The 22,913-nt window shown below is 66.6% G+C and carries 19 protein-coding genes; 11 read left to right on the forward strand and 8 right to left on the reverse strand.

Features of this window, described 5'->3' with window-relative positions:
• Positions 1–122: 122 nt before the first annotated feature.
• Positions 123–890 carry a hypothetical protein gene (locus NFC73_RS10160; protein WP_254749823.1) on the reverse strand — a complete coding sequence of 256 codons (768 nt, stop codon included), beginning with the start codon at positions 888–890 and terminating at the stop codon, positions 123–125.
• Positions 891–1,120: 230 nt separating this feature from the next.
• Here NFC73_RS10160 and NFC73_RS10165 point away from each other — a divergent pair, with 230 nt between their 5' ends.
• Positions 1,121–1,522, forward strand: coding sequence for a YchJ family protein (locus tag NFC73_RS10165; protein WP_254749825.1), 402 nt, complete (start codon positions 1,121–1,123; stop codon positions 1,520–1,522).
• Here the strand turns inward: NFC73_RS10165 and NFC73_RS10170 are convergent.
• The 4 genes from NFC73_RS10170 to NFC73_RS10185 all read right to left on the reverse strand — a co-directional run bounded on the left by NFC73_RS10170 (position 1,519) and on the right by NFC73_RS10185 (position 5,361).
• The gene (locus NFC73_RS10170) at positions 1,519–2,340 is read right to left on the reverse strand and encodes a hypothetical protein (protein WP_254749827.1); all 822 of its coding nucleotides are present in this window, start codon (positions 2,338–2,340) and stop codon (positions 1,519–1,521) included. The genes NFC73_RS10165 and NFC73_RS10170 overlap by 4 nt on opposite strands.
• A 51-nt stretch (positions 2,341–2,391) precedes the next feature.
• Positions 2,392–4,422, reverse strand: a complete 2,031-nt coding sequence (locus NFC73_RS10175; protein ID WP_254749829.1) for an acyl-CoA dehydrogenase family protein — start codon at positions 4,420–4,422, stop codon at positions 2,392–2,394.
• A 63-nt stretch (positions 4,423–4,485) separates the two neighbouring features.
• Positions 4,486–4,785 (reverse strand): hypothetical protein, encoded by a 300-nt coding sequence (locus NFC73_RS10180; protein ID WP_254749831.1) that lies wholly within the window; start codon positions 4,783–4,785, stop codon positions 4,486–4,488.
• 171 nt (positions 4,786–4,956) lie between these two features.
• Positions 4,957–5,361, reverse strand: coding sequence for a PepSY domain-containing protein (locus tag NFC73_RS10185; protein WP_254749833.1), 405 nt, complete (start codon positions 5,359–5,361; stop codon positions 4,957–4,959).
• A 152-nt stretch (positions 5,362–5,513) separates the two neighbouring features.
• On the opposite strand from NFC73_RS10185, the gene NFC73_RS10190 reads away from it, so the two are divergent.
• The 3 genes from NFC73_RS10190 to NFC73_RS10200 are packed head-to-tail and all read left to right on the forward strand — an operon-like array spanning position 5,514 to position 11,367.
• The gene (locus NFC73_RS10190) at positions 5,514–6,974 is read left to right on the forward strand and encodes a DUF3375 family protein (RefSeq protein WP_254749835.1); all 1,461 of its coding nucleotides are present in this window, start codon (positions 5,514–5,516) and stop codon (positions 6,972–6,974) included.
• Positions 6,975–6,976: 2 nt separating this feature from the next.
• Positions 6,977–7,936 (forward strand): DUF4194 domain-containing protein, encoded by a 960-nt coding sequence (locus tag NFC73_RS10195; RefSeq protein WP_372494625.1) that lies wholly within the window; start codon positions 6,977–6,979, stop codon positions 7,934–7,936.
• Positions 7,933–11,367, forward strand: a complete 3,435-nt coding sequence (locus tag NFC73_RS10200) for an ATP-binding protein (protein WP_254749837.1) — start codon at positions 7,933–7,935, stop codon at positions 11,365–11,367. Before NFC73_RS10195 ends, NFC73_RS10200 begins: the two co-directional genes overlap by 4 nt.
• Positions 11,368–11,446: 79 nt before the next feature.
• Here NFC73_RS10200 and NFC73_RS10205 read toward each other — a convergent pair whose 3' ends face one another.
• Positions 11,447–11,998 carry a TetR/AcrR family transcriptional regulator gene (locus NFC73_RS10205; RefSeq protein WP_254749839.1) on the reverse strand — a complete coding sequence of 184 codons (552 nt, stop codon included), beginning with the start codon at positions 11,996–11,998 and terminating at the stop codon, positions 11,447–11,449.
• Positions 11,995–13,980 carry an MFS transporter gene (locus tag NFC73_RS10210; RefSeq protein WP_254749841.1) on the reverse strand — a complete coding sequence of 662 codons (1,986 nt, stop codon included), beginning with the start codon at positions 13,978–13,980 and terminating at the stop codon, positions 11,995–11,997. The genes NFC73_RS10205 and NFC73_RS10210 overlap by 4 nt, the downstream gene beginning before the upstream one ends.
• 208 nt (positions 13,981–14,188) lie before the next feature.
• On the opposite strand from NFC73_RS10210, the gene NFC73_RS10215 reads away from it, so the two are divergent.
• The 5 genes from NFC73_RS10215 to NFC73_RS10235 all read left to right on the forward strand — a co-directional run bounded on the left by NFC73_RS10215 (position 14,189) and on the right by NFC73_RS10235 (position 19,381).
• Positions 14,189–15,292 carry an iron-siderophore ABC transporter substrate-binding protein gene (locus NFC73_RS10215; RefSeq protein ID WP_254749843.1) on the forward strand — a complete coding sequence of 368 codons (1,104 nt, stop codon included), beginning with the start codon at positions 14,189–14,191 and terminating at the stop codon, positions 15,290–15,292.
• 10 nt (positions 15,293–15,302) lie between these two features.
• Positions 15,303–16,406 carry a FecCD family ABC transporter permease gene (locus NFC73_RS10220; protein ID WP_254749845.1) on the forward strand — a complete coding sequence of 368 codons (1,104 nt, stop codon included), beginning with the start codon at positions 15,303–15,305 and terminating at the stop codon, positions 16,404–16,406.
• Positions 16,407–16,543: 137 nt separating this feature from the next.
• Positions 16,544–17,527: a FecCD family ABC transporter permease gene (locus NFC73_RS10225; RefSeq protein WP_254749900.1), complete on the forward strand. Its 984-nt coding sequence runs from the start codon at positions 16,544–16,546 to the stop codon at positions 17,525–17,527.
• A gap of 1 nt (position 17,528) precedes the next feature.
• Positions 17,529–18,344, forward strand: a complete 816-nt coding sequence (locus NFC73_RS10230) for an ABC transporter ATP-binding protein (protein WP_254749847.1) — start codon at positions 17,529–17,531, stop codon at positions 18,342–18,344.
• On the forward strand, positions 18,341–19,381 hold the full coding sequence (locus tag NFC73_RS10235) for a siderophore-interacting protein (protein ID WP_254749849.1): 1,041 nt from the start codon (positions 18,341–18,343) through the stop codon (positions 19,379–19,381). Before NFC73_RS10230 ends, NFC73_RS10235 begins: the two co-directional genes overlap by 4 nt.
• A gap of 22 nt (positions 19,382–19,403) precedes the next feature.
• On the opposite strand, the gene NFC73_RS10240 is transcribed toward NFC73_RS10235, so the two are convergent.
• Positions 19,404–20,330 carry a glycoside hydrolase family 16 protein gene (locus NFC73_RS10240; RefSeq protein ID WP_254749851.1) on the reverse strand — a complete coding sequence of 309 codons (927 nt, stop codon included), beginning with the start codon at positions 20,328–20,330 and terminating at the stop codon, positions 19,404–19,406.
• Between the two features lie 405 nt (positions 20,331–20,735).
• Here NFC73_RS10240 and NFC73_RS10245 point away from each other — a divergent pair, with 405 nt between their 5' ends.
• Together NFC73_RS10245 and NFC73_RS10250 are read left to right on the forward strand one after the other, a co-directional pair.
• Positions 20,736–21,599: an SGNH/GDSL hydrolase family protein gene (locus tag NFC73_RS10245; RefSeq protein WP_254749853.1), complete on the forward strand. Its 864-nt coding sequence runs from the start codon at positions 20,736–20,738 to the stop codon at positions 21,597–21,599.
• A 221-nt stretch (positions 21,600–21,820) separates the two neighbouring features.
• Entirely contained in the window at positions 21,821–22,912 is a 1,092-nt protein-coding gene (locus NFC73_RS10250; protein WP_254749855.1) for an extracellular solute-binding protein, read from the forward strand.
• Position 22,913 lies beyond the last annotated feature (1 nt).

Consider the following 22,913-nt stretch of genomic DNA (forward strand, 5'->3'; position numbering starts at 1 on the left):
CGACGCTACACAAATTCGGGGCCAGCCCGCAGGAAGACGCCGCAGTGCTTCGCTTTTCGTAGCGCGGGGTAACGCGGGCCGGCTCGGTGACGGTTTGTGACGGCCCGGGAGCCGCACGGTCCTCAGCTCCGGTCGGCAGGCAGCTTGGCCTTGAGGACGTTCGCGTGGCCGGACAACGACACCAGCGAGCCCGTGTCCAGCAGGGACAGGGGCGCTGGGGCGGGCGGCTTCGTGAAGGAGCGGGCGGACCCAAGGGCGGCGCTCTCACTGCTGGGGTCGCGGTTGGAATTGTCCCGCGCAGGGTTGTCCTGGTGCAGCGCCGACTCCACCAGAGGGGCCACCGCTTCCACCTTCGCTGCGGGAACGGAAGGGTCGGGAAGATCGCGGACCGAGATCTTGATTTCGGGGGCGGCGGCCCGGGCGCGTGCCATGGCCCGGGCATCCGCTTCGGCCACCGCGGCAGCCCAGCCCTCGGCGAGCACCGGGGGTTCCTTGCGGGCCGCGGTGAGCAGCGGGTGATGCTCCACCGCATGGTGGAAGCGGGGCCGGAGTTCGGAGGGTTTCAGGAAGGTGCGGGCGTCGTGAAGGGCTTTGCGCCAGTCGCGCGGCGCAATCTTGCCGGAAGACGGGGCGGCAGCGCCGTCGTCGTGCGTTTCGTCGGGGGCGCCCGACGGCGGCATGGACTCCCCGGTCAGGCGGACCAGGGGGAGGGTTTCGTGTTTGGGGAGCCGTCCAAGGAGGGCCATTACGGTCAGCGCAAACAGCCGCCCGGCGCCGGCAAGCAGCAAGGTGATGACCACCAGCAGAAACAGGCCCAGGAACATCAGGAGCGCCAGGCCGAGCGTGCCCAAAAAGGTCAGGTTGAGAGCGATCGTCGTTGAATCTCCCACGTCATCTCTCCTCTCTGCCGGCGGCGGAGTCCGTCCCGGCACTCATCACCACGGGCAACAGCCCTCCTCCACCTTACGGACTATTTTTCGGTCCTGCCGCTCCCGGGCGGGGTTCCTCCGAGGTTGTTTCGAAGCTGTTACCGGATATGACAGCACCGGCTGCGGCCTATAGTCGGAAGGGATCCACGAGGCCGCCGGAAAGCGGTCCGGACAACCGCGACAGGAGCACCATGAACGAGAACCCGATCCACGCCGGCCCGTGCGTTTGCCTGTCCGGCGAGGCGTACGAGGCCTGTTGCGGACGGTTCCATAATGGCGGGGCTGAAGCAGCCACGGCGGAGCAGCTGATGCGCTCCCGCTACAGTGCGTTTGTCCTGCGGAACGCCGAATACCTCCGGAAAACCTGGTATCCGGACACCGCGCCGTCGGATCTGGAGCTGGACCCGGCCATGGAGTGGCGCCGCCTGGACATCCTGTCAACGAGCCGCGGCGGCCCGCTGGATACTGAGGGGACCGTGGAGTTCAAGGCCCACTTCCGGCATCACGGCGAACGCGGAGTCCACCACGAGACCAGCCGTTTTGTCCGCGAGAACCGCCGTTGGTACTACGTGGACGCCGTGATGCTCGCCTAGGCCCCGCTGTACGTTTCGTCGGGGGTGAAGCCGGCGCGGTCCACCTTGCGGTGGAAGTGCATGCCCGCCAGGCCGCCTAGGACGGCACCCACCAGCGCGACCAGGGCCACCACAACGGCGGCAATGATGCTGGTGAGCGTCAGTTCGCCTTCGTTGATGGGGATCCGGGGGAAGCTGTTCAGGTTGGCCAGGACGTTGAACTGCTGGCCGGCGATGATGCCCAGCAGAGCAATCACCACCGCGGCGATCAGCGCCCAGATCCACACCATAAAACCCTGCCGGGCGCCGTTGAACCGTGCCATCCGGCCGGCAACGTAGCCGCCCGAGTAGTAGGAGACGAACAGGATCACCAGCAGGACGATGATGCCCGCCAGCCCGACAGCGCCGTTCGTCGTCACCTGGTTAACGGCGTCGTTTACGTCGGTGTTGTTCGCCAGGCCCACCGCGGTTCCGGCCGCGGCCACAAAGGCTGTGAGCAGCACGGCCATGCCGGTGGCTGCGAGCCAGCCGAAAAAGGCCGAGCCAACTTTTATGCCGCCGAATTGTTCCTTCTCCCTGGCTGCGGCCGTCTGCCGGTCGGTCAGGCGGGGATCCGTCAGGCGTGGATCCAGCACCGCAGCGTCGGTCACCGGTGCTTGGGTTGCCGGGGTGTAGCCCTGCTCGGCATAGTCCTTCTCGGCAGAGGGCGCCGGGGTCTGGTCGAAGGCGCGCGTGGGCTCGCCACTGGCGAACGATTGATCACGAGCAGTTTCATTCCGTAGATTCTTGTTCCGCGTCGTGGGCGGAAGTTTGTCCTCTGGGTCCGTTTGGTTGCTCATGGGTCAACTCAACCACTGGTGACCAGCGATAACAAGGATGCTTATGAGTTGCTAGCGGTACTTCCGGTGCAGGTTCCCCTTGGTGGACGCCCCCGGTGTGGCATCGGCGATCCACGGGCCGGTGCCCTCCGACTGATCCAGTACGCCCGCCTCAAGCCAGGTGTAATCCCCGGTCAGGACCTTGCGCGAGAGGATATGGTCGCCGTCGTCGGTGTTCCGCCACAGCTGGTCAAAGTACTCGTCAATCCGGACGCGGGCCTGCTCGCAATAGGCCTCTGCCAGTTCGTAGGCACTGGCTGCACGTTCGGGCGTGGTGCGAAGGATCATCTCTGCCCGGGAACAGCAGGCGGCCATGGCGAACAGCTCGGCGCCGATGTCCACCACCCGGCCCAGGAACGCCTGCTTGTACTCCAGCTTCGCCTGCCAGCGCCCCATGCCGTAGAACGTCTGGCGGGCCAGCCGGCGCGAGGACCGTTCCACAAAGCGCAGCTGCTTGGCCAGCCTGCCGAAGTCGCTGTAGGACCGTGGGTCCATTCCGGCACCGGCCACCAGTTTGGGCAGCCAGCGGGCATAAAAACCTGAAGCCCCGACGGCGGCCCTCGCCTTGTCCTGGAGGCTCGCGTCCACAGACGCAAGGTCGCCCGCAGCGGCCAGGTGGGCGTCCACGGCTTCCCGGGCTATGAGGAGTTTCATGATCTCCGAGGAGCCCTCGAAGATCCGGTTGATCCGGAGGTCGCGCAGCTGCTGCTCGGCCGGAACCGCGCGTTCTCCCCGGGCTTCCAAGGACTCCGCCGTCTCGAAGCCACGGCCGCCGCGGATCTGCACCAGTTCGTCGGCGATCCGATAGCTGATCTCGGAGGACCACAGCTTGGCCAGGGCAGCCTCGATCCGCACGTCCTTCTGCCCGGCGTCGGCGAGTTCCGCGGACAGTTCGAAGACGGCGTCCAGGGCGAAGGCGGACGCGGCGATAAAGGCGATCTTCTTGCCCACGGCCTCGTGCTTGCCCACTGGCTGGCCCCACTGGGTGCGGGCGTTGGACCACTCCCGGGCGATCTTCAGGCTCCAGCGGCCGGACGCGACGCACAACGCCGGCAGGGAAAGCCGGCCCGTGTTCAGCGTGGTGAGTGCGATCTTCAGGCCCTGACCCTCGCGGCCCAGCCTGTTTGCCGCAGGCACCACCACCTGGTGGAAGCGGGTGACGCCGTTTTCGATCCCACGCAGCCCCATAAACGTGTTGCGGTTCTCCACGGTGATGCCGGGGGAGTCCATTTCCACCACAAAGGCGCTGATGCCGCCCTGATGTCCGGTGCCGTCCGCATCGGTGCGGGCCGGCACCACGGCCATCATCACCACCAGCTCGGCGATCACACCGTTGGTGGTCCAAAGTTTCACGCCGTCCAGGACGTAACTCCCGCCGTCGTCCGTGGGAACGGCGGTGCTGCCCATCCGGGCGGGATCGCTGCCCACGTCCGGTTCCGTCAGGAGGAAGGCCGTGATGGCCCCGGCGGCGCAGCGCGGCAGGTACTCGCGTTTCTGGTCCGGCGTGCCAAAGACCTTCACGGGCTCGGGGACGCCGATCGACTGGTGGGCGGAGATCAGGGCGCCGATGCTCGGGTGGACGCTGCCGAGCAGCGCCAGGGCCCGGCCGTAGTAGACCAGGGACAAGCCGAGCCCGCCGTACTCCTGCGGGATTTTCATGCCAAAGACGCCCAGGCCCGCCAGGCCCCGGAGGTACTCGTCCGGGATCCGGGCCTCGCGTTCGATCACGCGCCCGGACATGGTGCGGGCGTACGCGGTGAGGCGCTCCATGAAGGCCTCACCGCGTTCCACGTCATCGGCTTTCGCCTTCGGCCAGGGGTGGATGAGGCTGAGGTCGAAATTCCCCAGGTAGAGTCCCTTGGCGAAGCTGGGCCGGTCCCAGCCGAGCTCGCGGGAGGCTTCAGCAAGTGCCCGGGCGTCCGCCGCGGTGGCTTCGGGCCCGATATTGGCTGCGGCGACGGGGACTTCGGCGTCCGGGGCATCCGTGGCAGGAACTTCGGTGGCAGGTGGGTTCGTGGCGGGACTGTCAGTGGCGAAGCTCATGGGGTATCTCCTCTGACCGGGATGGCCGGTTCAAGCCATGGATCCGCCGGGTGGGAGAACCCTTCAGCTGTCTCCCAACATTACCCGCGGGTAGCTTCCAGTGCTAGGGGATGGCTGGCCCTGGAAGTCCCCCGGGGATCCGGTGGAGGCGTGGTGGACCAGCCTGTCCCAGCCGTGGTTGATCCCATGGACCACCGTCAGCAGCGTGGTGGAGGCGAGGAACCAGGCGAACTTGCCTACCCCAACCATGACCAGGGCCAGGAAGCCCGCTGTCAGGACGAAGGCCACCAGGACCAGGGCAAACACCAGGGTTCCGATGAAAACCATGGTGGCCGTCTCCACTGCACTTAAGTCGAACTGCATTGTTCCCCCTGCTGCGCCGTTGCTTCGGTTGAGATCAGTAGCATGAGCGTAGGGGTGCTTGGGCGTCCCAGCCAGACCTGGCCCGCCGTCACGGCGGGTTGATACGGGATCGCAATGCTACCGGGACGTAGGTCACGGAGCGGTCGCGGAAGTCACTGTCCGCGCTTGCCATTAGTCGTCATCGAACTCCGGGGCGGCCTGGTTCAGGACCGCGAAGTCGGCGCCCAGCCCCACTTCAACCTGGGAACCGTTGTCCAGCCTGACTTCAACCTCGTACGCGACGTTCCCGTCATTTTCCCGTTCCACCTCGGTGACGCTGCCCTGGCCCACCCTGGCCAATGCGGCGTTTGCGGCCTGGTCATGGTCCGCAGTGTTCAGTGGTGCCAGATTGGAATCGTCGTCCCGCTCGGGCCCCGGGACGGTGGACACCGGCGCTGACCGGTCGACGTTGACCCCGATCTTGCTCAAGGGCTGATCTCCGCTGGTTCCGGTGCTCGCGGCGACCGCCACTGTCGCGCCACCCAGAATGACTGCCACAGCCGCCAGGCCGGTGGTCAGTACAGCTTTTTCACGCATGACAAACTCCTCTCAGGTGATCTAAATAGTGTGCTCCCGCGGCCAGCAAGGTACAACGACTATCCGGGCGCGGGGCCTGCGTTAACCTTGTAGTTGGCAGTTTTTCGCGATCCGCGCTGCCCAACCATCCCCCAGCAGCTGAAGGAGAGCGCGTGCCCCGCTCCGCCAGGTCATCCGCTGACGCGATCAGTGCCCGGCTCCGGGACCTCGAACTCCTCACCAAGGGACCCGCCTGGGCCCTGACGCGCTCGGCGCCCTGGGTGATCGCGGTGCTGCAGGCATCCTTCACCCGCACCCGTCCGCAGCTTCCGCTCGAGGAGTTCCACACCGACGTCGACTCCTTCCTTGAGCAGCTCCGGCGCCAGGAGCCCGTGCCGGGTGGTGCCGTCATCGGCACGTCGTCAGGCAGGAATTATGCGGACGAGTGGACGCGCAAGCATTTCCTGACCCGCCGCAACCAGTCGGGGCAGATCGTTTACGAGGTGACGGAGCCGGCCGCCCGCGTGCTTGCCTTCCTGGACAGCCTTTCCAGCGAGCGGTCCACGCTGAACGGTTCCCGGCTGGGCACGCTCCTGGGCGACGTGGAGAAGCTGGCCAATGAGACCAACCCGGACCAGAGTGCCCGGCTGGAGTCCCTTGAGGACGAGATCGGGGAACGGCAGCAGCTGATCCAGGACATCAGTTCCGGCGACTTTGACGGCCTGCTGGACGACGACGAAGCGGTGGAAGCCGCCGGGAACATCCTGGACCTCGCCGCCAGCCTGCCCGCCGACTACAAAAAGATGCGCGACCGCATCGAGGAACTGGTGGGCGAGCTGCGCAACCAGATCATCGAGGAGTCGTTGAGCAAAGGCGCCACCATGGCGCAGGTGCTCGCCGCGGACAAGCGGCTGCGGCAGAGCCCCGAGGGCAGGACCTTCCGCTCCTTCACCGCGTTCCTGGAAGACCCGCAGCAGCAGCTCCGGTTCCGGTCGGCCATCGGCGAAGTCCTCAGCCGGCAGTTCGCCGACGACCTTTCGCCGGAGGATCGCGAGACGCTCAAGAACCTGGTGGCCGAGCTCCGCCACCAGCACAGCCAGATCCAGCGGATTTACGGCAAGCTCAGCGAAAGCCTCAACACCTACGTCCAGAGCGACGACTTCCGCCAGTCGGTCCGCCTCCGGAAGGTCCTGCGCGAGGCCGAGCAGGCTATCAGATCCCTGCCGTATGAACGCGAACGGCCGGGGCTGGTCCGCGGTCCGGTGCTGTTCAACGCCGGGTTCGAATCGCTGGCCATGGTCAAGCTCTACGACCCGGACGAGTTCGCCGTTCCGCCCAAGCTGGCCGACCCCATCGCCTTCAGCGACTCAGACCGGGTGCGCTCGCCGAGGACGGGCAAAGCACGTCCCGACGCCATCCGGGCCGCCGTGGCCGGCGCGTCCACCCTGGCCGAAGCCTGGGGCCAGCTGCCGCCGGAGGAACAGCACATCAACTCCATCCGCGCACTCCTCTCACACGCCCTCCAGGAAGGCGCGGCCTTTGACCGCGACGGCTGGGACGGCCTGGACTACGAACAGATCGACGGCACCACCCGCACGGCGTACCTGCCGGTGGTCACCCTCAAGAAGGACTGACGATGACTGAAGAAATGACGACGGCGGCACCCCCCGTTCAGGAGGCCGCGCCGGCGGTCGAGCCCACAGTTCCGGTGGTTGAGCCTGTCGAAACCCGGCCCTTCGCCGTTGCGCCCCGGGACACGTTTGTGGACGGCGCGGCGCTGTTTCCCGGCGACACCGGCGTCCTCTCGATGAAGGTGCGCCAGGCGCTGGTCAAGCTGCTCAAGGGCCCTTACATTGACGGCGGCCGCGACGAGAAGCTGTGGACCACGCTGCTGGACAACCAGATCATCCTGCGCAGCCGCCTGTCCGAACTGTTCCTGACACTGCAGCTGGACCACGAACGCAAGATCGCTGTCCTGCGCCCGGTGGATCCTGAGGCCATCGGCGGCAGCAGCCGGTCGAGCATCCTGCGCCAACAGCGTGCGCTGAGCCGGGTGGAAACCATCGTGCTGCTGCGCCTGCGCCTGCTGCTGGACCGCCACGTCACGGCCCAAACCGATGCCACTATCACCCGCGAGGAACTCGCCGACCTTGTGGCCCACTACCAGCCCGCCGGCCAGCAGGACGCGCTGAGGGACTCGGACGTGGTCGCCCGGGCCATCACCAAGCTCCTGGCCCGCCAGCTGCTCCTCACCACCGGCCTCGACGACGTCTACACCATCTCCAACGCCCTACCGCTGGCACTCCCCTTCGAAAACATCGGCGATATCCCCGCCCAAATCGAAGCCCTGGTAGCAGCCACCGCAGACCCCACAGGAACAGAACCCCTGATAGAACTCGACGGCGACTCTGGTGCGGAGGACGACGACGCCCGCGGTGACGTACCAAACGACGACGGCGGCGATGCCGCCCCGGGAGTGGCATCGGGCCTGTCGGAGCCGGACGGCCTGCTGCTTGCAGCAGGGCCGTCCGGCGAAGGGGCGGGGGCGGCATCGTCGTCGGCGTCCCCAGCCACAACAACGGAGGAATCCAAGTGAGCATCGCAACCATGCTGCCGATGGGCGAGCTCACGAACCCGGGCCAGATGCGCCTTGCCCTGGTGCAGGTGGTCAACTGGGGCACGTTCCACGGGGCGCACACGATGCACGTGGACAGGAACGGAACCCTGCTGACGGGCAACTCGGGCGTGGGCAAGTCCACGCTGTTTGACGCCATGCTGCGGGTATTCGATGCCCGGCCGCGTTCCAACGAGGCCGCGGCCCAGCGTGCCGGCGGTGCCGTGGAGGACAAGAGGACCACCTTCACCTACATGCGCGGCAAAGTGGGCGACAAGGCGGTGGGCGAGGGCTCGGCCAGCGCGTTCCAGCGCCCCGGTGCCACCTGGTCCGCCGTCGCGCTGACGTTCGATAACGCCGCGGGCACCCGCATCACGGTGTCCGCACTGTTCGACCTGCCCAAAAACGGCACGGAGTCCAGCGTTGGGCGTTTCTACGTGATCGACAGCAAGCCGCTGGACCTGCCGGCCATCGAGGACATCGCGGACAAGCGCTTCACCAAGGCTGCGCTGGAGACGATCTTCGCGGATGCCCAGATCTTCGATGTCCACAAGGCCTTCGCGGAGCGTTTCCGCCGGCTCCTCGGCATCAGTTCGGACCAGGCTCTGCCCCTGCTGCGCGTGATCCAGGCAGGCAAGGGCCTGGGCGGCAGCGTCAATACCTTCTTCCGCGACCAGGTCCTGGACGCCCCCGCTACCCTCGCCGCGGCCGATGACGTGGTGGAGGAATTCAGCAACCTCATGTCCATCCGGCAGCGGCTGGAGGACGTGCGGCAGCAAAGGGACCAGCTGGCCCCAGTGCCCGGCCTGAACAAGGAGTACGCGCAGTCGCTCCTGAACGCAAACCGGCTCCGTGAGCTGTCCGGCGAGGAGTTCGAAGCCTACAAGCAGCAGCTCGCCGTCACGGTGCACCAGAAAACACTGGCGCGGTTCAAGGAGCTGGCCCAGGCGAAAGCCAAGGAGCTGGGCGCGGAACGCTCCGTCCGCGACGGGCTGGCCAAGGATCTGCGCCAGCTGGAGACCGATTACAACAACCAGGGCGGCAACGCGATCTCCGCGATCGAACAGTCGCTGGACAACGCCACGGTGGGTCTGCGGCTCCGCGAGCAGGTGGAGGAAGCGGCCCGCAAGGCCCTGTCCGACGCCGGCCTGCAGCTTGAGTGGACCGCTGACGGTTGGGAACAGGCCCACGAGCAGGCTGCCGCCAGGTCGGCCGAGCTCAAGGACGACTCGCAGGCCCTGCAGGAGCTCCGCTTCGAAGCCTTCGACGGCCACGCCACCAAAAAGCGTGAGCTGGCGGCAGCCCAGCAGGAGCTGCTGTCCCTGAAGACACGCAAGTCCCTGCTGCCGCCGTCGAGCATTGAAAACCGTGCGGCCATCGCCGCGGCCACCGGCGTTCCCGAGGACCGGATGCCGTTCGGCGGCGAGCTGATGGACCTCGCCGAGGGGGAGGAACGCTGGCGGCCGGCCGCGGAGCGTGCCCTCCGGAACCTCGCCACGACGTTGCTGGTCCCCGGCGAACATTTCGCCGCGGTGACCCGCTACCTGAACGACAACAAAGTGCGTGGCGCCCTGCGGGCGGTCGACGTATCCAAGCCACTCGCGGGCGGCGCCCTCGCCGCGGAGGACGCGCGCGACGGCGACCTGCTCACCAAGCTGGACATCCTCGCCAGCGGCGCGGTGGCGGACGCCGGGGAATGGATCCGGGAGCGGATCGCCCTCGATTTCGCCTACCCGTGCGTCGAGGACCCCAACGAGCTGGCCACCCTGGACAAGGGCCTGAGCCTGGGAGGTGTGGTCAAACGCAACCGGCACACGGTGGAGAAGGACGACCGCTTCACCAGCCGCCAGGACTACGTCCTCGGGTTCGACAACGCCGCCAAGCTGGAAGTTGTGGCCGCCCAGGTGGAGGACCTGCAGCAGGAACTCGCCAAGGCCGCCGAACTGGCCCAGAGCCGGGAAGAGTCGCACCAGGGCATGAGCCGGCAGCTCGATGCCCTCCGCCGGATCGCGGAGGACCACCGGCCCTGGGAACAGGTCTCAGCTGCCGTCGCCGCCGATGAACTCGGCAGGATTGAACAGCGGCTCAAGGATGCCCTCGCGGCCCAGGCCGACCTGGAACCGCTGCGGGCCAACATCGAGACCGCGCGGCAGAAACACCAGGCCAGCACCGAAGCAGCAGCAGTCCTGCAAAGCGAATACAAGGCACTGGACCGGCAAATGAGCGCAGCTGATTCGCTGCTGGAAGCCGCACGTGCCCGCCTGGAGCAAGCGCCGCCGTCGGACGCCACAGTGACAGCGCTGGAACCGTACTTCACCGACTTCGGCGACGTCAGCGAAATGCATGAGCTGGATAACCTGGCCAACTGCGTCCGGACGGCGCTGCTCGCGGAGCTGCACGCGGCCGAGACGCGCGGGCAGGCAACCTCCGAGCGGCTGACCCGGATCTTCGAGGGCTTTGTGCGCGAGTGGGGCTCCGCGATCTCGGCGGACCACGGTACCTCCATCGGTGCGGCAGGGGAGTTCGAAGGCCGGTACCACGCCATCATCAGCGACGGACTGCCCGCCCAGGAGTCCGAATTCCGGCAGTTCTTCAACCAGCGCACGCATGAATCATTCAGCACGCTGCTGCACCTGCTGGACGAGGAGCGGCGGTCCATCACCAGCCGCATCCTGCCGCTCAACGGCATCCTGTCCCAGGTCAACTTCCACGAGGGCAGCTTCCTGGAACTGGACATCAAGCAGCCCCTGCCAGCCACGGCCAAGCAGTTCAAGGACGCCATCCAGAACGCGCTGAAGGCCCGGCACACGCGGCCCGCCCGCGCGGGTTCCGGCCCGGAAAACGCTGAAGCCGACGCCGAGCTCACCGCCCGGTACAAGACCCTCGAAACGCTCGTAAAGCGGCTCGGCTCGCCCACCCCGGAAGACCGGCGCTGGCGCGCCGAAGTCCTGGATGTCCGCGGGCACCTGTTCATCCAGTGCAAGGAGCACCGGGAAAACGGCAAGCGGACCGACGTGTACATGCACGCAGACACCGGCTCCATGTCCGGCGGCGAGCGGCAGCGCTTCACGGCGTTCATCATGGCCGCGGCGCTGAGCTACCAGCTCGGCATCGCCGAGCAGGGGTTCACCACTTACGGCACCGTGATGATGGATGAGGCGTTTGTGCTGGCCTCGGAGGAGTTTGCCGGCGCCGGGATCAAGGCGCTGCACGAGTTCGGATTCCAGCTGCTGCTGGCCGCTCCGGAGAACGTGATCGACCTGTCCCGGCACCTGGGCTCCGTGACGGAGATCCTGCGGGACAAGCGCACCAACCGCTCCGGAGTGCTCACCGCCCCGGTCATCCGGCCCAGGCCCGGCGCGGAAGGCCAGTGGCGGTCCGAGGCGAACCCCGTGGACATCGTGCTCCGCTGACCAGTCTCCGATACCCCAACGCGGGGTCACATAACGTCCAAAATTCCCGCAGGGAGGGGTCATATGTGACCCCGCGTTGCTACTGGTTGAGGGCAGCCGTGCAGGCGTCGATCTGGGCCTGGACGATTGCGCCGTAGTGTCCCACCAGCTCGTCAAAGTCCCACCCGTCGAAGAGGCCCAGGGTGCGGACGGACTCGCCGAATCCGGTCATCAGGGCCACCACGGTGGAGGCGAACCGGCGCTCCGGTGTTGTGTCCCCGATCAGGCTCGCGATGGCGGCGAGGTACCTTTCGCGGACATCCGTCCGGGCTGCCTCGAGGTCGGGGGCGTCCAGCACGGCGAACGGGATGATGGCCCACGGCTCCTGCATTCCGCGTTCCCGGCGCATCAACACACGGAACACGAGCGCCCTGCCCAGTTCCGACGTCGGGACCTCCAGTTCGGCGAGCAGCGACTCATCCGGCTGCACGGCAGCATAGAGCTTTTCCTTGGAGACGAAGAGTTTCATCACCAGGGCCGCCGAAACGCCCGCGTCCGCGGCAATGTCCCGCACTGTGACGGCGCGGTAGCCGCGTTCCCCGAAAAGGCGGGCGGCGGCGCTGAAGATCGCGTCGTGGCTGGGGCTGCTCATGCGCTCACCGGCTCCGTGGACTTTTCCTCCACGCGCGGCGCGGCGAGGTCAACAGTGACGGAACGGTTGTCCACCGCGAGTTTCCGTGCCGTGGCCTGGTGTGTCGCCGGATTAACCATGGTCACAACGTAGCGGCCGGCGGCGGGCAGCGGAAACGCGTACGCGCCGTCGTCGTCCGAGACGGTGGTGTCCACGTAGCCGCCGCTTGCCTCAAGGAGCGTCACCACCGCGCCGGCCACAGCCGCGCTGCCGGCCGTGACCAGTCCGCCGATCTCCAGCCGGTCCCGCAGCAGGAAGTCCTGGTGCAGGGTACGTCCGTCGAAGTCGAAAACGTCGGCCGTGGGCGCCCAGCCTGCCGCATTGGTCACGATGAGGTACTTCCCCGCGCCGGGGAGGGCCACCGAATAGTTGCCTTCCGTATCCACCCGGCTCCAGTCCACCGGCTCGCCGGCGGTCTGAAGTACGGTCACGACGGCGGGGGTGACAGGGCGGTGGTCCGGCGCAAGGACGCGTCCCTGCACCACGATTTCGGCGGTGTTGACGGATGCAGCGGTGCCAGCTGCGGATGGGCGGTGGGCCGCCGTGGCCTTCGGGATGACGACCGTGGCCACCACCGATGCTGCCGCTGCCAGCGCGGCCAGCCAGAACACGTCCTTGAAAGCATCGAAGGACGGAAGCCTCGCGGCCCCCACCGTCATGCTGACCGAGGTGAGGACCGCGGCAACCGCGGCGCTCGACGTCGACGTGCCAATGGACCGGACCAGGCTGTTCAGCCCGTTGGCCGAGGCCGTCTCGGTGATCGGCACCACGCCCATGATCAGTGTGGGCATGGCGGCGTAGGCGATGGCAGTGCCCACGCTGACCACGGTTGAACCGATGATGACCCATGCGATGGAGTCGTAGAAGAAGACCCGGCTCACGTAGCCCACAATCATCACGACGGCGCCGGCGATCAGCGCGGACTTGCCGCCGAAGACGCGGATGATACGTCCGGAAACAGGCGCGAAAATCACCATCGCGAGCCCGGACGGGACCATGCACAGCCCTGCGGTGATGACGTTCAGCCCAAAACCGTAGCCCGTGGCCGTCGGCAGCTGGAGCTGCTGGGTAGTGAGGAGCATGTTGGCGAACATGGCGAAGCCGATGAGCAGCGAGGCCACGTTGGTCATCAGCACCGGCCTGCGGCCCGATGTGCGCAGGTCAACCATCGGCTGGCTGACTTTCAGCTCGTACGGGACCCAGGCGGCCAGCAGTATTGCGGCGGTAAGGAACAGCAGCAGCACCGGTTCCGAGCCCCAGCCCCAGGCGCCGCCCTTGGAGATCGCCAGCAGCAGGGCAGCCAGGGCTGCGGAGAGCACCAGCGCTCCCGCGTAATCGAAGCGCCCGGCAGTGCGGACCTTGGATTCCGGGACCACCAGCGCCACGGCAACAAGCAGCAGCGTTCCGGCCGCAGCGGACACCCAGAAGATCGAGGCCCACCCCAGGCTCTCGTACAGCACTCCGGCGAGCGGCAGGCCCATCGCGCTGCCGATTCCCAGTGTGGCGCTCATCAAGGCAACGGCGGAGCCCATCTTCTCCCTGGGCAGCTCGTCGCGCATGATGCTGATGCCCACCGGAATCAGGGCCGAAGCGAACCCTTGGAGCGTCCTGCCGATGACCAGCCACAGGAAGGATCCGCCAACCGCGGCAACCACCGAACCAGCCACCATGATCGCCAGGCAAACCACCATCATCTTGCGCTTGCCGTACATATCCGCGCTGCGGGTCACGATGGGCGTGGCCACGGCGCTGGCGAGCAGCGTGGCGGTCACCAGCCAGGAGGCGTCGTCGGCGGTGATGCCCAGGATCAGGGGGAAATCCGGGAGGAGCGGCACCACCAGGGTTTGCATCAGTGCCACCACCGTGCCGCTGAGGGCAAGTACGGCGGTGATGGCGGACGGGGACGGGCCCCGGGTGTTGTTCAGGGCGTTGGAACGCGGCATCAGGTGCTTTCAGGTGTGGACTTGGGGCGGGGATCGTGCGGTGAACGCGCGTTTACCCCTTAAGAGTGAACCACCGTTCACCCCTGTCGGCAATGACCTGGCGCGATTTGCTGCGTCACATCATTAATTACGCAATACAAAGCTTTTCTAATTCTGAGCAGGCTAGGCTACCCTTACTTAGGTTCGCATCATTCACCTAAGGAGCTCCGTGACTTCCCCCCTCTTCTCCGGCCCGAGCGCCACCCGCCGCACGCTGTTCAAGTCAGCCGGCAAGGCAACGGCCGTTCTGGCCGCCGCGGCACTCACACTGTCCGCCTGCTCCACAGGCCCCGCGTCCTCCACCTCGGACGCCAGCCCCTCCAGCTCCAGCAGCTCGCAATTCCCGGTCACCATCAAGCACGCTTTCGGTGAAACCACCGTCAAGGAACAGCCCACGCGCGTAGTCACCGTTTCCTGGGTCAACGACGACGTTGCCCTTGCCCTCGGCGTTGTCCCGGTTGGCGTCCCCAAGAACGAATGGGGCGGCAACGAGCAGGGCTCCACACCGTGGAAGGACGCGGCACTGAAGGAACTCGGCGCGAGCTTCGGCTCAGACAAGGCTCCGGTCCAGTTCTCCGAGGCCGACGGCATCAACTTCACCGAGATCGCCAAGCTCACCCCGGACGTCATCCTGGCCGCCTACTCCGGCCTTACCGAAGAGGACTACAAAAAGCTCAGCGAGATCGCCCCCGTTGTGGCGCACCCCGAGGTTGCCTACGGAACCTCATGGCAGGATTCCACCTCCATCATCGGCAAGGCGCTGGGCAAGGAGGCTGAGGCTACCAAGCTCATCGCCGCTACTGAGGCCACCGTCAAGACGGAAGCTGCCAAGTACCCGCAGATCGCCGGCAAGAGCTTCATCTACGGCTACGCAGATCCCGCGGACCTCACGTCCACGGGCTTCTACACCGCCAATGACAACCGTCCCAAGTTCCTCTCCGCCATCGGGATGAAGCTGGCACCGGTCGCCGAGAAGGCTTCCGCCGGCTCCAAGGACTTCTTTGCGACGTGGTCCGCCGAGAAGGCCAACGAACTTGAGGCCGACATCTTCCTGAGCTCGGTTGAGGATGCCGCGACCGCTGCGGCCGTCAAGAGCGACCCCCTGCTGGGCCAGATTCCGGCCGTCAAGAACGGCGCGTTCGTTGCCGACGCGGACAAGAGCCTGGTCCTGGCAATCTCTGCCTCCTCGCCGCTCAGCCTGCCGTGGGCGCTGGACACGTTCCTGCCGCAGCTGGCCCGCGCAGCGGACAACGTCACAGCTGCAGTGAAGTAAGTACCGTCCCATGGCGGAAAGTACGACGACGGCACTCGCCGGAGCGCGCGAACTGGCAGATAATGCCCCCAAAACCGCAAAAACACGGCATTATCTGCCAGTTCGCGCCGGGGGGAAGGCCACAACCAGGCAGGCCGCCTGGCTGCTGGCCGCCGTCGTCGTACTTTCTTTGTTAGCCGCCGCTTCCCTGGCCATCGGAGCCCGCGGCCTTTCCCTGGCCACCGTCTGGCAGGCGCTCACCCTGTTCGACCCCGCCAACGGCGACCACGCCGTGGTCCACGCGCGCATCCCGCGCACCGTCCTGGGAATCCTCGTTGGCGGCGCCCTGGGCCTGGCCGGCGCCGCCATGCAGGGCGTAGCCCGCAACCCGCTGGCAGACCCGGGCATCATGGGCGTCAACGCCGGAGCCGCGCTGGCCGTGGTCACCGGCATCTACGTTTTCGGCGTCACCTCCCTGGGCGGCTACATCTGGTTCGCCTTCATCGGCGCCGGAGCCGCCGCCGTCGTGGTTTACCTCATCGCGTCCATGGGCAGGGACGGTGCGACGCCGGTCAAGCTCGCCCTCAGCGGCGCCGCGCTCAGCGCCGGGCTGTATTCCCTGATGAGCGTTATCCTCGTCTCCAGCCAGGACACCCTGGACCGCTTCCGTTTCTGGCAGGTGGGCGGGATCGCCGGCCGCGACTGGGCTGTGGTGCTCCCCGGCCTCCCGTTCCTGGCCGTCGGGGCACTTATTATTCTTGGCACCGGCCGCATCCTCAACAGCCTGGCGTTGGGTGATGACATTGCCCGCGGCCTCGGCCAGCGTGTGGGCCTGACACGTGGGGTGACCGCCCTGGGCATCGTGCTGCTGTGCGGCTCCGCGACGGCATTGGCAGGGCCCATCGGCTTTGTTGGCCTGGTCATTCCGCACGTGGTCCGCTCACTCACCGGCCCCGACTACCGCTGGATCCTGCCGTTCTCCCTGGTCCTCGCGCCGGCACTTTTGCTCGGCGCGGACATCATCGGCCGCGTTGTGCTGCTTCCCGGCGAGGTCCCGGCCGGCATCATGACCGCACTCGTGGGTGCGCCCGTCTTCGTCTGGCTCATCCGCCGTGGCAAGGGGGCCGGACTGTGAACACCTCCACCAGGCGCGAACTGGCAGATAACGCGCCCAAAACCGCCGAAACAGGGGATTATCTGCCGGTTCGCGCATCCTTGCTGAGCCGCACCCTGGTGAACCGGACCGCCGCCCTTGCCCTCGGCGTGGTGGTTATGTTCGCCGTCTACGTGCTCCTGGGCAGCTACACCGTGACCATCCCGGACTTTTTCAAGATCCTCATCGGACACCTGACCGGCGGCGAAAGAATCCCGGGCGCAAGCTTCATTGTTATGGAGAACAAGCTGCCCCGGGCCGTCATCGGTGTGATGATCGGCGCCGCGTTCGGCCTCTCCGGCGGCCTGTTCCAGACCATGCTCCGCAACCCGCTGGCCAGCCCCGACGTGATCGGCATCAGCTACGGCGCCAGCGCGGCCGCGGTCACCGCCATCGTGATCTTCGGTGCCACCGGTCCCGCCGTGTCTGGAGCGGCGCTAGGCGGCGCGCTGGGCATCGCAGCGCTGATCTACGCCATCTCCCGCGGACCGGCCCTTGGCTCAGGCGGCGGCAACCGGGGGAACGCCGCGGGCAACCGGCTGATTCTGGCCGGGGTGGGCATCGCCGCGGCACTGCACGCGGTGGTCAACTTCATGATGACCCGCGCGGACATCCGCACGGCAGCTGACGCACTCGTCTGGCTCAACGGCTCCCTTAACTCCGCCAACTGGGACCGGGCGGGCATGCTCTCCTTGGCGCTGCTGGTCCTGGTCCCCGCCGTCATCGCCCTTGCCGGGCCGCTGCGCATCCTGGAACTCGGCGACGACGCCGCGGCGGGGCTGGGCATCCGCGTCGGGTTCACGCGCCTCGCCGTGGTGGTCACCGCCGTCGCACTCGCCGCGGTGGCGACGGCGGCTGCCGGGCCGGTTTCCTTCGTCGCCTTCCTGGCCGGTCCCATCGCCCTCCGCTTCACCCGTAAAGCCAGCCTCCCGGCGTCGGCCCTGGTGGGTGCGCTGATTGTCCTCACGGCCGACTACGTCGCGGCCAACCTCGCCCCCTTGCTGCTGGACGGCACCGTGCTGCCCGTCGGTGTTATCACCGGCGCGCTCGGTGCCCCGTTCCTGCTGTGGCTTCTGGTCACGGCCAACCGAAAGGATGCCTGACATGGCTGTTCTCAGCGCCCAGGACCTCACGCTGAAATACGACCATCGCTGCGTGGTGGACGGCCTCACGGCGGACATCCCGGAGGGCAAGGTGACCATGATTGTGGGCGCCAACGCCTGCGGCAAGTCCACGCTCCTGCGCGGGCTGTCCCGCCTCCTCAAACCCGCCTCCGGCACGGTGACACTGGACGGCAAGGACATCCACGCCCGCCCCGCCCGGGAACTCGCCCGCACCCTGGGCCTCCTCCCGCAGCATCCCACCGCGCCGGACGGCATCGCTGTCCGCGACCTCGTGGGCCGGGGCCGGTATCCGCACCAGGGCTTCTTCCGCAGCTGGAGTACGGACGACGACGCCGCGGTGCAGCGTGCGCTGGAAGCCACGGAAACGCTGGAACTCGCTGAGCGGAACGTCGACGAACTCTCCGGCGGCCAGCGCCAGCGCGTCTGGATCGCCATGGCGCTGGCCCAGGAGACGGACGTCCTCCTGCTGGACGAGCCCACCACGTACCTGGACCTGGCCCACCAGGTGGAAGTCCTGGACCTGGTCACCGACCTGAACCGCAAACGCGGCACCACGGTGGCCATCGTCCTGCACGACCTGAACCTGGCCGCACGCTACGCAGACCATGTCATCGCCATGAAGGGCGGCGAGATCGTGGCCCTCGGCGACCCCATAACTGTTGTCACCGAAACGCTGGTCCGCAACGTGTTTGGCCTTGAGTCCCGGGTGATTCCGGACCCTGTCTCGGGCACCCCCCTGATCATTCCCATCGGCCGTCACCACACCACCGCCACCGAATTGGAGCTCGTTTCATGAAGACCCGCGACATCGCCGCCACTGAGCCCATGACCCTGGCCTTCGAGGTCACAGTTTCGTCCGTGCAGGAGTTGAGCCCCAACTTCCGGCGGATCACGTTCGGCGGGTACTGCCTGCGTGACTTCGGCGTAAACGGCGACACCCTTGACCTGCGGATCAAGCTGATGATCCCTTCCCTGGCGGAGGACGGCACGCGGCTGCCGCTGCCGGTCTTCGAAATGGCCAAGACCGGCTGGTACCAGGGGTGGCTCGCCATGGACCCCGCCGTGCGGGGCTCCATGCGGACCTACACCGTCCGCGAGTCGCGGCTGGATTCGGTCTACCCCGAGATCGACGTCGATTTTGTGATGCACTTCGACGCCGACGGCCACGGCGGTCCTGCCGCCAACTGGGCCCAGGCGGCCAAGCCGGGTGACGCGATCACCATCATCGGCCCGAACAACCGCGCCGCCCAGTGCTACACCGCTGAGATCTACGGCGGCATCGAATGGCGGCCCGGAATGGCGCAGCGCGTCCTGCTCGCCGGCGACGAAACGGCCGTCCCCGCCATTTCCGCCATTCTCGAAAGCCTCCTGCCGTACATGACCGGCCACGCCTTCCTCGAAGTTCCGGAGGCCGGCGACTTCCTGGATCTCACCTCGCCCGCCGACGTCGAAATCACCTGGCTGGCCCGCGGCGCCGCCATTGGCCGCTCACGCCCGCACGGCGAGCTGCTGCAGCAGGCAGTGCGCACTGCAGTTCCCGTTCCCGGCTGGGTGGGCATCAAAGCGTCCGACGCCGGTGCGGGCCCGGAGCCCGAAGACGTCAATGTGGACGTGGACATCCTCTGGGAGACCCCCGCGCGGATGGAAACAGCCGAAATTGAGGCCACCAAGAACCCCGCCATGCCGGCCGGCGCCATGCCTTTCTACGCCTGGATCGCCGGTGAGGCTGCCGTCATCAAGGACATGCGGCGGTACCTTGTGCGGGACGTGGGGATCGACCGCAAGCAGGTTGCTTTCATGGGGTACTGGCGTCGGGGTAAGACCGAGCTGTAGCCCCCAGCCGGAAGGGGCTGTCTTACTTGTAGACGCGGACCCAGTCGACCTGCATCTGCGAGGGCTTGGTGGCGGAGCCGTCCGGGAACCAATCCAGCTGCAATGTCTGCTTCATTACGGTTGAGGGCTGGTGCGCCGGGTTCGTGTCAGTGAAGGTCTTTACTCCGTCGACGTATCCGCTGATGCCGGCCGGGGTCCACTCCACCGCGTAGTTGTGCCACTGGGTGCCATCGACGGGCGTCGCCGCTGTGGTCTGGAAATCCGCTCCACCACAGGCGTAGTGCAGGAAGAACCTCATCACGGAGGTGACTGAGCTGCCCTCGGCATAATCGATCTCGGCACAGTTCGGGGCAGCGTTGTTGTTAAGGATCAGGACCGGGTGGTATTTCGGGTCCCGTGCATTGGTTTTCATGCGCGTTTCCCAGCGACCATACTTTTGTTCCGCGAACTTTGCCGACATGCCGCCCGTGGTGCCGGCTGCGTCTCCGCTGACGGTGGCCACGCCGTTGGCAACCGACCAGGCCTGGGGACTGCGCACGCCTTTGCCTGCATGCCCTGCACTGTTATAGACACTCCATTTTGTCCGGTCCGGTGCGCCGGTGTTGGAGAATTCGTCGCCCGTCAGGACCGGGCCCCAACCGAAGGCGGTAGCTGCCTGGGCACCGTCACCCGTAGTGGCGAGAGCCTGGCCGGCTGCGGGCCCCGGCTGGGCCGGGGCGGGGGCAGCGGCAAGCGCGGGCGCCGGTGGCGCTACGGCTGCCGCCGCAGAATCGGGGGTCTGGTCGCTGCCCGAAGCCGTAGGCGCCGGTGACGCTGCGGCTGAGGACGCCGTGGCTGCGGCAGTTGGGGCTGGAGTGGCAGGTGCGGACGTACGGCCAGCCGAGGATGGTGCGGACGCCCCATTGGTCGTCGGGGCTAGGCCGCATCCGGTCAGGGACAAAGCACCCATGGTCGTTATGATGGCTATTTTCTTGAACAAGATACCTCCGGGCTAGGACGGGAAGAAACGACTGATGCACTTGAGACGATGACGAGTGCGGAAAGCATCCTTGGGCCCTTTTGGCAGGGCCGGAGCTAGCAGGCGCCGAAGGGGGCGCATCGGGGTCCAGTGATCGGGCGCCCGGGGCCCTGCATTGGGGCCAGCCGCCAACGTTACCTGATCGTGACCATCGGTCGCAATAATGTGACAAGTGCTGAGCGGCTGCCGATGAGCAGAGGCGGCGGCGTGATGGACACCCCTAGCGCCCGGCACTGCAAACCCTCCCTCGTACTCTGCCGCCAGGTCTCAACCCTTCTGCACATCCTGTCGCTGTCCGTTCACCTTGGCGTTTCTTTGGGCGGTTACTTTCAGTGGATGGGTTCTAATCCTTTGCTTTCGGACCGTGGGGGCCGGCGGGTGTTTGTTGCTTTGGGGGACTCGTTTACAGAAGGTGTCGGGGACCGGGATGAGCGGCTGCCCAACGGGGTCCGGGGGTGGGCTGACCGGGTGGCCGAGAAGCTGGCCAAGGCTGAGCCGGGGTGGGAATATGCCAACCTGGCCATCAGGAGCAAGCGCCTGCGCCACGTCGTCACCGAGCAGCTTGAACCGGCGCTGGCCATGAGGCCCACGCTGATCACGCTGTACGCCGGCGGAAACGACATCCTGGACATCGGCACGGACATGGCTGCCCTGATGAACGAGTATGAGGACCTCGTGGCGCGACTCGCCGGGACCGGGGCAACGGTGGTCCTGTTCACCGGCTTCGACGTCAAAGTCTCGGCCGTTCTGGAGCTGCTGAAGAAGCGGAACACGGTCTACAACCAGCGCGTCCGCGAGATCTCTGCGAAGTACGGGACGGTCCTGGTGGATTACTGGTGCCTGGACGCCTTTCATGACCGGCGGATGTGGGACTCGGACCGCCTCCACATGTCCAAAGCGGGCCACAAGTACCTCGCCGGGCAGGTGCTGGACCAGCTCGGGGTGCCCCACAAAATCCGGCTCAAGGACTGGGACCCGCCGGAGCGGCTCAGCCTCCGGGAGTGGGAACAGCGGCAGCGGCGTTGGGTTAACGACTGGGTGCTGCCGCTTTTTGGCCGCAAAATAAGGGGCGTCACCCTCGGGGATGCACTGGCGCCGCGCTGGCCGGAACCCGTCAAGGTGCCGCGGAAGCGCGGGCTGAAGAAGCTGATGGACCGGGACGCGGTGCTCAAGAACAGCCCGAAAGCAAGTGGTTTGTAAACAGCTGTTGACTTGTGTGCAACATCACAGATACTGTTGCGGCACTGACGACGACTCAACGCGTCAGCTCTAGTCCGCTCAGCGCTGTGTGGGCCGTTCGGGGCGTGAACCGCCGCCGTCGGGATGCCAGCGTGAACGCGGAATCCCCAACCTGCCCCTTCGGCACACGGCGTCTTTTGGCGTGCGCCGGGAGGGCCCCAGCCTTGAGAGGCACCACCGCGATGACTGACAGTTCCCTTCATTTTGACCGCAGGAAACTCCTGAAAGCAGCAGCGTTGACCCCATTCGCAGGCCTGGCACTGTCCGGCTGCGGGGCAAAGCCCGCCGATAGCGCGGCAGCCAACAAGACAGTCACGGTCACCTCCTACGGCGGCTCCTACAATGACCAGCTGACCCAGACGATTCTGGACCCCTTCTCCAAGCAGTCGGGGATCCAAACCACGCTGCTGGCCAACACCAGCCTGGCCGCGCTCAAGGCCCAGGTGCAGTCCGGGGACGTGCAGTGGGACCTCGTGGAAATCACCGCCCCGGAGTATGAAACGGCCGTGGCAGAAGGCCTCCTGGAGCCGTTCGATTACGACATCATCAGCGACAAGGGCCTGCCCGGCTACGCCAAGGCGGAGTACGGCATCAAGTACCTGAGCTTCCTGTTCGTAATGGCCTGGGACCAGAAGGCCATCCCCGATGCGCAGGCCCCCAAGGACTGGGCGCAGTTCTTCGACCAGGGCAAGTACGATACCAAGCGCTCGGTCTACAACCAGCTCTCGGACAGCTCCGTGCTGGAGGCCGCACTCCTGGCTGACGGCGTGCCGTTCGACCGGATCTACCCGCTCGACGTCGACCGGGCCCTGCGCGTGCTGGGCCACCACCCCGGCAAGGACCGCCTGCTGTACCACGCGGCGAACCAGGAGCCCATCCAGCAGCTCACCTCGGGCGAGGTCTCGCTGTCCACGAGCTTCAACAACCGCATCAACGCTGCCCGCAACGATGGCGCCAAGCTGAACTTCACCGCGGAAAACGCGGTGCTGGCCGGCGATTACTTCGTGGTGCCGAAGGGGGCCAAGAACAAGGAAGCCGCCTTCAAACTGATGAACTTCATGTCCAACGACGCCGAGGCCGGCGCCGCCTTCGATACGGTCACCAACCTGACCCTGGCCAACACCGCGGCGCTGTCCAAGCTGCCCAAGGAAGTCGCGGACACCCTGCCCACCAGCCCGCGCCTGGCCGACAAGATCCTGGTCCGTGACGACAAGTGGTGGTCGGAGAACCTGAAGAAGACCGAGCAGCAGTTCAAGCTGTGGCAGGCCAGCTGAC

The sequence above is a fragment of the Pseudarthrobacter humi genome, from assembly GCF_024294965.1.
Classification (GTDB): domain Bacteria; phylum Actinomycetota; class Actinomycetes; order Actinomycetales; family Micrococcaceae; genus Arthrobacter; species Arthrobacter humi.

Coding starts and splice junctions, on each gene's coding strand:
- NFC73_RS10165 (WP_254749825.1), top strand. CDS start 1,121: ATGAACGAGAACCCGATCCACGCCGGCCCGTGCGTTTGCCTGTCCGGC.
- NFC73_RS10170 (WP_254749827.1), bottom strand. CDS start 2,340: ATGAGCAACCAAACGGACCCAGAGGACAAACTTCCGCCCACGACGCGG.
- NFC73_RS10175 (WP_254749829.1), bottom strand. CDS start 4,422: ATGAGCTTCGCCACTGACAGTCCCGCCACGAACCCACCTGCCACCGAA.
- NFC73_RS10180 (WP_254749831.1), bottom strand. CDS start 4,785: ATGCAGTTCGACTTAAGTGCAGTGGAGACGGCCACCATGGTTTTCATC.
- NFC73_RS10185 (WP_254749833.1), bottom strand. CDS start 5,361: ATGCGTGAAAAAGCTGTACTGACCACCGGCCTGGCGGCTGTGGCAGTC.
- NFC73_RS10195 (WP_372494625.1), top strand. CDS start 6,977: ATGACTGAAGAAATGACGACGGCGGCACCCCCCGTTCAGGAGGCCGCG.
- NFC73_RS10205 (WP_254749839.1), bottom strand. CDS start 11,998: ATGAGCAGCCCCAGCCACGACGCGATCTTCAGCGCCGCCGCCCGCCTT.
- NFC73_RS10210 (WP_254749841.1), bottom strand. CDS start 13,980: ATGCCGCGTTCCAACGCCCTGAACAACACCCGGGGCCCGTCCCCGTCC.
- NFC73_RS10220 (WP_254749845.1), top strand. CDS start 15,303: ATGGCGGAAAGTACGACGACGGCACTCGCCGGAGCGCGCGAACTGGCA.
- NFC73_RS10225 (WP_254749900.1), top strand. CDS start 16,544: ATGTTCGCCGTCTACGTGCTCCTGGGCAGCTACACCGTGACCATCCCG.
- NFC73_RS10230 (WP_254749847.1), top strand. CDS start 17,529: ATGGCTGTTCTCAGCGCCCAGGACCTCACGCTGAAATACGACCATCGC.
- NFC73_RS10235 (WP_254749849.1), top strand. CDS start 18,341: ATGAAGACCCGCGACATCGCCGCCACTGAGCCCATGACCCTGGCCTTC.
- NFC73_RS10240 (WP_254749851.1), bottom strand. CDS start 20,330: ATGGGTGCTTTGTCCCTGACCGGATGCGGCCTAGCCCCGACGACCAAT.
- NFC73_RS10245 (WP_254749853.1), top strand. CDS start 20,736: ATGGGTTCTAATCCTTTGCTTTCGGACCGTGGGGGCCGGCGGGTGTTT.
- NFC73_RS10250 (WP_254749855.1), top strand. CDS start 21,821: ATGACTGACAGTTCCCTTCATTTTGACCGCAGGAAACTCCTGAAAGCA.